Genomic DNA, 11692 nt, shown 5'->3' on the forward strand with positions numbered 1-11692 from the left:
GCTCCCTGCTAGTTGAGCTCGATGACGGCTTCGGCGAGCAGCCAGATGCCGAACATAGCGAAGAGCGCGGCGGCGCCGTACCGGACCACCTTTTCCGGCAGGTGCCGGCCGAGCAGGCGGCCGGCGACGATGGCGAGGGCGTCGGCGGCGACCATGCCGAGCGTCGAGCCGAGCCAGGTGCCGAACCAGCCGTGCTGGGTGGCCAGGGTGATCGTCGCGAGCATGGTCTTGTCGCCCAGCTCGGCCAGGAAGAACGCGCCGCCGACCGCGAGGATCGCCGAGCCGGTCGAGCGTTCCGCCTTGGTCTTCTCCTCGTCGGTGAGCCGGTCGCCGCGCAGCGTCCAGGCGCCGAAGGCCAGGAAGGCGAGGCCGGCCACCAGCGAGATCCAGCCGGTCGGCAGCGCGGCGCCGAGGCCGTAGCCGATGCCGACGGAGACGGCGTGCACGACCGCGGTGGCGAGCGTGATGCCGATCAGGACCGGTACGGGCTTGAAGCGTGTCGCGAAGGTGAGCGCCATGAGCTGCGACTTGTCGCCCAGCTCTGCCACGAAGATGACCGCGAAACTGAGCGCGGTGGCGGCGAGGAAACCATCCATGAGGACTCCCGGTGCAGGTCAGACCGGGATTTGGGCGCAGGGCGACCTCGACCCGGCCAGACAAATGGCCAAGTCGAAGGTCTCGCTCGCCCCAGGATCGGGCCGCGTGGCCGGGCCCCCGAACCGCAGGGCCAGTATGTCGACCACGACATTGGGAGCTACTCCCCTTCGCGCCCCGAAGCCTACCCGGCCCGGCGCTCCGGCCGGCCCGGGTGGGGTGTGAGCCTCGAGACAGGGGTGAGCCGGCGCACGCGCGGGGTGCGCCGGCTCACCGCATCAGCGTGCCGCGATCAGCTTCTGCAGCTCCAGGCGGCTGAGGCTCTCGGCGCCCTCCGCGTGGTTCGCCTTGGCCGCCGACGGGTCCGCCGGCTTCATGGCCGGGCAGCGCTTGTCCGCACGGTTCGCCTTGACCCGCTTCGGCAGTTCGCCCGTCGCCAGGTAGTCGGCGATCGAGTTGTCCATGCAGGGGTTGCCGAAGAGCGAGCCCGCGTGCGTCGTGCCGCCGACGCCCTCGATCAGTGCCGAACGGGGGAAGCGCTTGCGGACCTCGAGGCTGCCCGAGAACGGGGTCGCCGCGTCCAGGGTCTCGCTGATCAGCAGGATCGGCGGGACCTTCGCGCCGTCGACCCGCACCGGCGTGCCGGCCTTTCCGGCCCAGGTCAGGCAGGGCGCGTTGTACCAGGCGTTGCCCCACGTCTCGAACGGCGCGATCTTGTGCACCCGCCAGTTGTCCGTGCGCCACTTCTCCCACGACGTCGGCCACTGGTTGTCGGTGCACTGCACGCCGAGGTAGATCGCGTACCCGTTGTCGGAGCCCTTCTGCTGCGGGTTGTTCGCGTCGAAGAGCTTGCGCAGCGGCTCCGGATCCTTGTGGTTGACCCAGCTCGAGAACGCCGTCGCCACCGAGTCCCAGCCGAAGACGTAGTAGCCCGCCTGCAGGAACACGTCCGTCAGCTCGTCCGGGCCGATGACCCCGCCGGCCGGCTTGCGCGCCAGCGTCGCCTGCTCGGCGTAGAAGAGCTTCTCCACCTTCTCGCCGGTCGCGCCGAGGTGGTACACGTTGTCGTGCTCGGCGAGCCAGCGGAAGTAGATCTTGATGTTGCGGTCGAAGGCCACGTCCTGGTCGAGGTTGGAGTCGTACCAGACCCGGCCCGGGTTCACGACGCCGTCGAGGACCATGCGGCGGACCCGCTCGGGGTACTGGGTCGCGTACACCTGGCCGATGTAGGTCCCGTACGAGTAGCCGTAAAAGTTGATCTGCTCCGCGCCGAGCGCGGTGCGCAGGCTCTCGATGTCCCGCACGGTGTCGACGGTGCGCAGGTGATCGAGGAGCGCGCCACCGTTCTTGGCGCAGGCCGCGGCGTATTTCCGCGCCCGCGCGAGCCAGGCCTGCTCCAGCGCCCGCGTGCTCGGCACGTAGGCCGGCCGGTTGTAGCCCTGGTAGGTGCTGTCGCAGCTGAGCTTCGGCTGGCTGGAGCCGACCCCGCGAGGATCGAAGCCGATCCAGTCGTACGCGGCGCCGGCCTTCTTCGGCACGTTCTCGCCGAGCGCCGACAGTGCCAGCCCGGACGCGCCGGGGCCACCGGGGTTGATCAGCATGACGCCCTGGTACTTGTCCTCGGGTACCGAGTGCCTGATGCGCGAGACCGCGAGCTTGATCTTCTTCCCGGCCGGGGCCGCGTAGTCCATCGGCACGGTCAGGAAGCCGCACTCGGCCTTGCGGGACTGCAGACCGGCGTCCTCACACGCGCCCCAGGCGATGGCGGGGTATCCGGGCTGGCCGCGCGGAGGCACGGCCTCGGCCCCGTACGCGGCGGCGGCTCCGCCGCAAACCGCCAGCGAGATCGTGGCGGCAGTCGCCAGAAGTGTTCTCATGAACAGCCCTTCGTCGGTATTCGCCCCATATGCTCCGGTGCGGACGGCTGTTCAACAGCCGTCCACGCCCGAGGGTTACCACGAAAGAGGAGGCAGGTCGGGCCCGCGGGCCGCCACTACCGGGCGATCGGGCCACCCGGGGGACGCACGGACCGCCGCTACGACCACCCTTACGCGCGGGGCGGCAATGCGGACGGCGGATGCCCGAAATGTAACGATGCCGTGATGGACTTCCGGGGTCGAGAGCCATGCTGGCTGCACCCGCTCATGGGGACCACCGTGGACGACCGCTCGCCACAGGCGTACATGGTCGCTCTGCAGCACGTCGTGCTGGCCCTGGACGGCGACCCGGCCTGGCGGCGCTGGTGGCACCGGTCGGGCGTGGAGGAATGCGAGCTCGGGATAGTCGCCGAGGGTCACGTGGACCACCTGCGGCCGAGCGCCGACATCCGCAAGGTACGCGGCAAGGTCCGGGCGAACTTCACCTGCGCCGCCCCGGACCCCGGCGGCCGTCGCCCGGCGGAGCTGTTCCCGCTCGCGGTGCACGAGGTGACCGGCATGTTCGAGGTGATCCGCGAGGCGATCGGCCTGGGTGCGCTGCCGCCGATGCCGCCGCTGCCCGACCTGCCGGACCAGGCCCGCGAGTTCGCGGTTACCCGCAAGGCGCCGGCGGCGGAGGCCGGCGAGGTCGAGCCGCAGGGCTACCTGACCCTCATCCAGATCGAGGAGTTCTTCGGCGACGAGGCGCCGCCTATCCGGTGAGCTCCTGGCGGTTGACCCGCTCGGGCCGGTGCGCACCGGGCTGACGCTGGCGGGGCACCGACCGCACCACGGCGACCGACGGCGTCACCACGACGGCGGCGCCGCCCAACCCGATGCCGGCATAGGTCACCGGCGCCGCGCTGCGCAGCGCCAGGCCGTAGACGACACCGAGCAGGACCGCGGCGGCGGCCACCGCGGGCAGCACCACCCTTTCCGGTACGCCCAGCAGCGCCGGAAGGTCGGCGAAGGCGAGATACGCGAGCGCGCCCAGCGCCACGGTCGACAACCCCGGCGCCAGCAGCCGGGTGAACACCCCCTCGCCGTTCGGATGGCGGTTGAGGAACATCAGCGCCGCCAGCGAGGCGCCGAGCAGAAGCAGCAGGATGCACAGGCCACCGCCGACGCCGAGCAGTCGTGCCGCCGTGGCCGGGTCGGCGTCCGCGAGCGCTCCCGCGCCGATCACGAGGCCCACGATGACGGTCTGTGTCAGCGAGGCGGCAGCCGGCGCCGAGGTGCGACGGCCGGTGCGGCCCAGCACGGGCGGCAGCACCCGCTCGCGGCCGAGCGCGAACAGGTAGCGGGCGATCGTCTGATGCAGGGCGATCATCGCCGCGAGCAGGCCGGCCACCATCACGACCCGGCCGAGCGTCACCGCCCAGGGCGCGAGCCGGGCCGCCGCCAGGTCGAACATCAGGTCCGGCCCGCGCGCCCCGGCCTCGGCGGCGATCCGACCCGGCCCGGTGGCCACGCTCATCGCCCAGGTCGCCGCCGCGAAGAGAACGGCGAGCGACACGATGGACAGACAGGTGGCCCGGGCGATCGCCCGGCGCCGGCAGCGCGCCTCCTCGGCGTACGCGGCCGTGGTCTCGAAGCCGACGAAGGCCAGCGCGACGAGGACCAGGAGGATGCCGAGCGCGGGGCGCGGCAGCCCCGACAGGTTCGCGGGCGCCAGCGCCGCCCAGGTGAGTCGCCCGCCGGCAGGCTGCGCCACGTCGGCCAGGCTGTACCCCAGGATCACCGCGGCCTGGGCCGGCACCAGCACGGTGAGCAGCCACGCGGTCGCCGTCACCCGCAGCAGGCCGTACAGCGCGACCACGGCCCAGCAGCCGAGCGCCACCACCGGCCACCGCAGAGACACCAGCGGCTCGGCGGCCGCGGCGACCGCGGCGTACAGGCCGACCTGCAGGGCGGTGTAGGCGAGCAGGGCGAGCCAGGCGGCGCCGACACCGAGCGGGCGGCCCAGCCCCCGGGCGATGAAGCAGTACAGCGCGCCGGCGTGCGGCATCCGCCGGGACATCGCGTCGTAGCCGGCGGCGAAGACCAGCAGGAGCAGCCCCAGGCCGAGGAAGAGCAACGGCAGCGCGAGCGGGGCGCCGCCCGCGTAGGCACCGGGTACCACGGTCGCAACGACGGAGAGCGGGGTGACGGCGGCGACGGCGAAGAACACGATGGACACGCCGCCGAGGCGCCCGGCGGCCAGCGTTTGAGGCGGGGGCACCGCTTCATTGACGCCCATCCGGTGAGACTTTGACAACCACCGGTGATCAGTTACTAACTGAACGTGAAAAGAATGGCACGAACGGCCGCCGACATCCTCTTTTGCGGTGCCCGCCGGGCGCACTGATGATCTTGCCACTGGGCGCTGCCGCGCTCCCGGGCACCGCGAAGGCCGCCGGTCGGTGCCCCGGATCACTGAGCTGACTCACAAAGACGATCGCGACAAACGCCTCAGCTCCGGCCCCCGGGTACCGACAAACCTGGTCATGGGCATGCTCGCAACCCAGCAACTCACGGAGTTCCTCACCGTGGTCGCTGACCGGCCGGACGGGCCGGCCGCGCAATTCGCGGCAGTTGAATGCGCAGCGCGCGCTCTCGAGGCCGAGATCGCCGTGCTGGTCATCGACGGCTGCGTGGTCGCCACCATCGGCGTGCTCGCCGAACAGGTGCGGCCCGCGGCGCTGACGGAGGTCGGCGCCGGTCGCCGCGGCACGCTGACGCTGACCGGCACCGAGTACGCGGTCACCGGCGCGCCCATCGGCGGCGAGACGCCCGGCGTGCTGGTCCTCGGCCGCACCGGCCGGGACTTCACCGACGAGGACGTCTGCCTGCTGCGCGGCATGGCCCGCGTGCTCGAACTCAGCCTGCGCGCCCTGCACGTCATCGAGAGCGAGCGCCGCCAGGCGCAGGAGAACGGCCGCCTGGTCGACTCGCTGCAGGAACGGCAGCGGCTCTTCGAACACCTCACCCGGATCCAGCGGCTGATCGCCCGCCGCGCCCCGCTCCAGCAGATCCTGGACGCCATCACCTCCAGCGCCGCCGAGCTGCTCGGCCTGGAGTTGGCGTCGCTGAACCTGCTGGAACGGGACGACCCGTCGGTCGGCAGCATGGTCTCCAGCGTGGGGTTCGCCCCCGACATCCTGCCCAGGATGAGGCGCGTGCCCCTGCGGTCGGCCGGCGTGGCGGGCCTCGCGGTGCTGGGCGACGAGCTGATCATGGTGGAGGACTACGCGAACTCGCCGATCGCCATCCCGGCGGTCGTCCGGGACGGCATGAAGGCCGTGATGGCCATCCCCGTGCACGAGAACGGCGAGGTCGTCGGCTGTCTGACGGTCGGCACGTACGCCGCACCGCGGGAATGGGACAAGGCTGCACAGGACGTGCTTCGCGCGTTCGCCGAGCACGTCAGCCTGGCGCTCACCGACGCGCGGACCCTCGAGGCGATGAACCAGGCGTTCCACGACTCGCTGACCGGCCTGCCCAGCCGCGCCCTGTTCCAGGCCCGGCTGGAACGGGCGTTCGTGGCGGCGGAGCAGGAGAACCTCGGCGTAGCGATGCTCTTCGTCGACCTGGACCGCTTCAAGGTGGTCAACGACTCGCTCGGCCACGCGGCCGGCGACCAGCTGCTGGTCGAGGTCGCCGAGCGCATCAAGGCCTGCGTGCACTCCACCGACACGGCGGCGCGCCTGAGCGGCGACGAGTTCGCGGTGCTGCTGCCGCTGGCGACCGGGGTGGACGAGTCCGTCGCGCTGGCGCGCCGGATCCTGGAGGCGATTCACGAGCCGTTCGACCTCGGCGGCAAGGAGACGTTCGTCAGCTGCAGCATCGGCATCGCGTACACGGTGGCCGAGGCGCACGAGGCACAGGAGCTGATGGTCGCCGCGGACCTGGCGATGTACCAGGCGAAGAAGCAGGGCAAGGACCGCTTCGAGATCTTCGAACCGGCCATGCAGGCCGCGTTCCAGGCGAGCCTGCAGATGGAGGCCGACCTGCGCCGGGCGGTGGTCCGGCACGAGTTCGAGCTGCGCTACCAGCCGATCGTGCAGCTCAGGACGGGCGAGATCACCGGACTGGAGGCGCTGGTCCGCTGGCGGCACCCCGACCGCGGACTCATCCCGCCATTGGACTTCATCCCGATGGCCGAGGAAACCAGCATGATCGTCCCGATCGGCGAGTGGGTGCTGCGCGAAGCCTGCCGCCAGGCCGCGGAGTGGAACGCCCTCCGCGGCGGCAAGCGGCCGCTGACCGTGAGCGTCAACATCTCGGCGGTACAGCTGGACCAGACCGACCTGCCGCAGATGGTGGCGTCGGCGCTGACCAACAGCGGCCTGCCGGCGACCTGCCTGGTGATCGAGCTGACGGAGTCCCTGCTGGTTGACCACCGGGCCTCGACGCTGCTCCAGCTCGAACAGATCAAGACCCTCGGCGTACGGCTGGCGATCGACGACTTCGGCACGGGGTACTCGAGCCTGGCGTACCTGCGCCGCTTCCCGGTCGACATCATCAAGATCGACAAGTCCTTCGTCGACGACGTCGGCGACGTGCCGGCGGCCGCCGCGCTGACGCTGGGCATCATCCAGCTCGGCCAGGCGCTCAACCTGTCGACGATCGCGGAGGGCATCGAGGACGCCGAGCAGCTCAGCGAGCTGACCGACGGCAACTGCGAGCTCGGTCAGGGCTACTACTTCGCGGAACCCCTCAACGACAAGGCCCTCGGCGAGCTGCTGTTCCCGGGCAGCTGACGACCGGAGGCGGTCGCTCAGGCAATCGCCCGCGCGATGAGGAGACCGGCACCGGCGGCGCCGAGCCCGGCCAGGACGCTGCCGACCGCGTACGCCGCGGCGGGCAGCCGTTCGCCGGCCCGGCCCAGGTGCAACACCTCGTAGCTGAACGTCGAGTACGTCGTCAGGGCGCCGCAGAAGCCGGTGCCCAGCAGGCTCGCGAGCCACGGCGCGACGGGTAGCCCGACGAGGAGGCCGAGCAGCAGCGAACCCGACACGTTGACCGCGAACGTGCCCCAGGGGAACGCCGAGCCGTACCGTGCCTGGATCGCCCGGTCGGTCAGGTAGCGCAGCGGGGCACCGACCGCCGCGCCGAGGGCCACCAGCAGCAGGGTCATCGCCGGACCACCGCCTCGCCGGCGGCCGTGCCGGCCCAGACCGCGAGCAGCGCGCCGACCAGCGTCGCCGCCACGTAGAGCAGGCCCGTGCCCGGTGCGGCCCGCACGGCGTCGACGGACGCGGCCGAGAAGGTGGTGTAGCCGCCGAGCACGCCGACGCCCCAGAACGGGCGGATCAGCCGCCGCCGCGGCCACACCCGGGTGACGAGCACCATCAGGACGCCGATCAGCAGGCAGCCGGTCATGTTGATCGTCCAGGTCGACCAGGCGAACGCGCGCGGGTCGTGCGGCCAGGCCACGCCGATGCCGTGCCGGGCCAGGGCGCCCAGCACGCCCCCGGCGGAGATCGCCGCCAGCACCGGCGCCGCGCTCGGGCCCAGTTCGGCGCGGCCGGCCGGGGTGCTCAGGTCGACGTCCGGATCCATCGGTTCCGGTTCCGTCGTTTCCGGATCCGCGGCCACGGGCCAACGCTAGCCCAGCGCGGCGCCCGCCGGCCGACTCACGGCCCGGCCGCGCGGACACAGCACGCCCGGGGATCGCCGGGTGAGCGGCTCTCGAACACGTTGTTGCGCAGCCGGACGCCCTCGGCCCGCTCGACCACCATCGGCGACCACGCCTCGCCGGTGCCGGCGCCGCGCAGGATGCAGTCGCGGATCTCGGCGTCGCGGTAGCGAAGCACGCTGACCACCCCGTCGATCTCGCTGCGGCCCCAGCCCGCGACCCGGACGGCGTACCGCGGGCCGTGCCAGCGGACGCACACGTCGGCGATGGTGATCGCGGAGCCGACCACCGGCGAGCCGACGAACCGGTCGGTGTTGTCGCCCGGCAGCAGCCGGAAGCCCATCTCCACGTCGCGCAGGCAGGCGCCCTCGACCCGGACGTCGTGCACGGAACTGAGGTAGAAGCCCTCGATCGCGTCGCTCACCCGCAGGTCGGTGATGGTGAGCCGGTGCGGGTGGTAGGTCGGCCCCACGATGGTGGACACGTCATCGCCCACCGCGCCCCAGTGCACGGCCACGCCCGTGTAGCCGCCGCGGACGGTGACGTCGTGCAGGGTGACGTCGCGGATCGCGCCCATCAGCGCGACGCAGTTCGCGTGCCGGCCGTCGGACCGCTCGACGTGCAGGCGGCGCAGGTCGACGCGGGCGATCCACTCCGGAGGGTCCGCGTAGAGGTAGTCGCCGACCGTCACCGCCGTGCCGCGGTCGCCGCCGTGCTCGCCCGGGTCGGCCGGCGGCGGCCGCAGCCCGAGATCGCTCACCGCGACGTCCGAGCCGACGATGTGCAGGACCGGGTGCCCGGTCGTGCCGATCGACTCGAGCCAGGTGCCGGGCCGGCCGCCGTTGGCGCCGGCCACCTCCGCGCCGCGGATGGTCCAGCCGGCGGGCACCCGCAGCCCGTCGGCGACGACATGGGTGCCGGGCGGCAGCTCCAGCTTTCCGGCCGTGACCGTGTCCAGCACCTGCTGGAGCACCCGCCGGTTGGCCGCCGGATCGGCGCCGAGCGCCGGACGATGGATCATGGCGTCGCCACGATCCGGCAGGACAGGCCGCGGTCGGGTTGCTCGAGGCCGAGCAGGACCGGGCCCTGCGCGGCGCCGGTCAGCCGCAGGTCGGTGCCGCCGGGCCCGTGCGCCACGACCTCGACCGCCACCGGTACGCCCGTCAGCAGGTCGACCGCGTGCACGCCGCGCACGGGACCCGGCCGGGACTTGTTGACCTCGGCGACCACGCGGGTGCCCGCGCGACGGGCGGCCCGGAGCACCTTGAATCCGGCCCGGGCCGGCCTGCGGCGGGTCCACCTGTTCGACGGCGAGCGCGGCAACGGCGGCGCCGGCGGCACGGGCGTCAGCTCGAGCCGGAAGCGCTCCGGCGGGTTCGGTGCCAGCAGGGCCAGGTCGCAGCCCGTCGGATCCGGTTCGCACGCGCCTGCGGGTGTGTGCCGCTGTGCGCGTACGGAGATCTGGTCTATCCGGACGCCCAGGGCGGAGCGCGCGGCAAGCCGGCCGGCCACCCACGACGGCCGCGGCGGCTCGGCGAGCTCGACCATCAGCAGGCCGTCGCCGTCCAGCTCCTCGGCCGTCAGGTCGAAGCAGACCGTCGCCTTCGCGCCGCCCGCCCGCCGCAGGCCCTGCGGCCGACAGAGCAGTGCCGCGCCGCGCAGCTCGCCCTGCGCCCGGATCAGCACCAGCCGCGGCAGCTCGGGCGCCGTGCGCGGCGGGCGCACGCGGTCGGACCACCAGCGGGTCGCGACCTCGTCGAGGTGGACCACGACCGTGACCCGGGTGGCGACGCCGGGGCTGCGCACCTTCAGCCCGACCGCGCCGTAGTCGCCGGAGACTCGGCCGACGATGCCGGTGCCGCGGATCACCTGGTCGACGATGCAGACGCCGTCGTCCCGGCCGCTGGCTACGTCGACCGGCAGCTCGATGGCGGTCGGCGCGACGTCGTAGTCGGTGGCGAACCAGGCGCCGATCATGGCGTGAAGTCCGTCCGGGTCAGCATCGGCTCCCGCCGGGTCCACATCCGCTCGACCGCGGTGAAGAGCGGGTCGGCGTCGGCCTCGATGTGCCGGAACGTCGCGCGCATCGTCTTGAGCAGCACGTCGGCCGGCCAGACCTCCCACTGCGGCACCAGCGGGGTGACCACGTCGGTGCCGCTGCGGTACAGCCAGAGCCAGAGCCGGGCGCGCCGGACCTGCTCCTCGGTGACGAGGTCGACGCCGTCGCGGATGGCCGTGATGCCCTGTTCGAGGGTCTTGAAGTACGCGTCCCGGTCGTCGACCACCGTGGACAGCCCGCACGAACTCCACTCGGACCAGCCGGCCTGTATCACCGGTATGCCGTACGCGGGCAGCTCGTTGCTCACGCTGCCCCGCACGGTGACGCCGAGGTCGGTGAGGCTCCACAGCGCGTTCTTGCTCAGCGTGGCGCTCGGCCGGAACGCCACGTGCCGGGCCTTGCGGTGTGCCGCCGCGACCGAGTCGAAGAAGCCGGTCGAGTCGTACAGGGCCTGGCTCGGGTGGTCGAGGAACAGCCACTGCGCCTCGGGGTGCTCGGCCGCGTACGCCGCAGTGTCGGCGAACCAGTCGGCGAGGCTGGGGAAGAGCTCGCGGTTGGTGCCCAGCGCGTCGGAGACCGCGTGGTTGAAGACGGTGACGACCGGCTTGTCCGAGACGAAGCCCAGCCGGTCCACGACGTGGCTGCGCAGCCGCGCCCGTTCGGCCGGATTGTTCAGGTCGACCGAGGCGGTCACCCCGCCGCGCCACCAGCTGGGCCGGCCCAGGTTGACCTTGGCACGCCAGGCGACGAGCTCGGCGATCGGCTTCAGCTCCTCCCGGCGCGGCCACACCCGCGTCTCGAAGACGTCGCCGATCTGCCGGGTCAGCTCCTCGCGGAAGGTGCCGGTGCCGGTGTCGGCCTGCGGGAACAGCCCGTACGCCTTCAGGCAGCCGGTCTGCTGGGTGTGGATGATCGGCACCCGGGCCCGGCGGGCGGACTCGACGGCCAGCCCCCACTGGTCGTAGTCGACGTGGCTGGTGACCAGCGCCACCACGTTCCCGGCCGCGAACAGGCCCTGGTAGAGCTCGAAGAGCCGGGTGGCGTAGGCGTGCCGCAGCCGGTAGTCGGGGCGGTCGCGGTGCCCCTCCGGCAGCCGCGGCACCTTGGCCAGGCGGCAGTAGGTGGCGTCCGTGTAGGCGATCAGGGCGGGGTCCTCGGCGGCGGCGGTGTTCATCCGGCGGACCCGGTCCCAGACGTCGATCACCTCGGCCGCGCCGAACGCCTCCGCGACCCCGCGGACCTTGTCGACGTCGAAGCCGCTCCAGAGCGTGCGCCGCCACTGCTCCTCGACCCCGGTCAGCACCACCATCCGGGCCGGCCGCAGCCGGCGGATGGCGTTCGCGAACGCCAGGTTCCGCAGGTTCACGCGGATGTCCTGGTGGAACGCCTCCACCAGGATGACGGAGTCGTCAGTCGGCCGCGGGAGGTTCTTCTCCCAGTAGACCGATGCCGATTCCAGGAACCACTGGAGTTCCTTGCCGTTCGCGTTGAGCCACACCGTTG

Annotated in this window: 10 protein-coding genes; 2 read left to right on the forward strand and 8 right to left on the reverse strand. The window is 72.4% G+C overall.

Annotated features, from left to right (window positions below; all coding sequences use genetic code 11):
- Positions 1-8: 8 nt before the first annotated feature.
- Entirely contained in the window at positions 9-596 is a 588-nt protein-coding gene (locus AB0B58_RS13910) for a TMEM165/GDT1 family protein (protein ID WP_360222805.1), read from the reverse strand.
- Between the two features lie 276 nt (positions 597-872).
- Entirely contained in the window at positions 873-2471 is a 1599-nt protein-coding gene (locus AB0B58_RS13915) for an alpha/beta hydrolase (protein ID WP_360222808.1), read from the reverse strand.
- 267 nt (positions 2472-2738) lie between these two features.
- Between AB0B58_RS13915 and AB0B58_RS13920 the strand changes: the two genes are divergently transcribed.
- On the forward strand, positions 2739-3233 hold the full coding sequence (locus tag AB0B58_RS13920; protein ID WP_360222811.1) for a hypothetical protein: 495 nt from the start codon (positions 2739-2741) through the stop codon (positions 3231-3233).
- Here the strand turns inward: AB0B58_RS13920 and AB0B58_RS13925 are convergent.
- On the reverse strand, positions 3223-4749 hold the full coding sequence (locus AB0B58_RS13925) for an APC family permease (protein WP_360222814.1): 1527 nt from the start codon (positions 4747-4749) through the stop codon (positions 3223-3225). The genes AB0B58_RS13920 and AB0B58_RS13925 overlap by 11 nt on opposite strands.
- A 247-nt stretch (positions 4750-4996) precedes the next feature.
- Here AB0B58_RS13925 and AB0B58_RS13930 point away from each other — a divergent pair, with 247 nt between their 5' ends.
- A complete protein-coding gene (locus tag AB0B58_RS13930; protein WP_360222817.1) occupies positions 4997-7252 on the forward strand; it encodes an EAL domain-containing protein in 2256 nt (751 codons plus the stop codon).
- Between the two features lie 17 nt (positions 7253-7269).
- On the opposite strand, the gene AB0B58_RS13935 is transcribed toward AB0B58_RS13930, so the two are convergent.
- From AB0B58_RS13935 to AB0B58_RS13955, 5 genes are all read right to left on the reverse strand, one after another.
- Positions 7270-7629 (reverse strand): CrcB family protein, encoded by a 360-nt coding sequence (locus AB0B58_RS13935; RefSeq protein ID WP_360222820.1) that lies wholly within the window; start codon positions 7627-7629, stop codon positions 7270-7272.
- Entirely contained in the window at positions 7626-8054 is a 429-nt protein-coding gene (locus tag AB0B58_RS13940) for a CrcB family protein (protein WP_360223656.1), read from the reverse strand. Before AB0B58_RS13940 ends, AB0B58_RS13935 begins: the two co-directional genes overlap by 4 nt.
- A gap of 74 nt (positions 8055-8128) precedes the next feature.
- On the reverse strand, positions 8129-9151 hold the full coding sequence (locus AB0B58_RS13945; RefSeq protein WP_360222823.1) for a hypothetical protein: 1023 nt from the start codon (positions 9149-9151) through the stop codon (positions 8129-8131).
- On the reverse strand, positions 9148-10107 hold the full coding sequence (locus AB0B58_RS13950; protein ID WP_360222826.1) for a hypothetical protein: 960 nt from the start codon (positions 10105-10107) through the stop codon (positions 9148-9150). Before AB0B58_RS13950 ends, AB0B58_RS13945 begins: the two co-directional genes overlap by 4 nt.
- Positions 10104-11687 (reverse strand): hypothetical protein, encoded by a 1584-nt coding sequence (locus AB0B58_RS13955; RefSeq protein ID WP_360222829.1) that lies wholly within the window; start codon positions 11685-11687, stop codon positions 10104-10106. Before AB0B58_RS13955 ends, AB0B58_RS13950 begins: the two co-directional genes overlap by 4 nt.
- Between the last annotated feature and the right edge of the window lie 5 nt (positions 11688-11692).

It is taken from the genome of Actinoplanes sp. NPDC049118 (genome assembly GCF_040648555.1).
Lineage (GTDB): Bacteria > Actinomycetota > Actinomycetes > Mycobacteriales > Micromonosporaceae > Actinoplanes.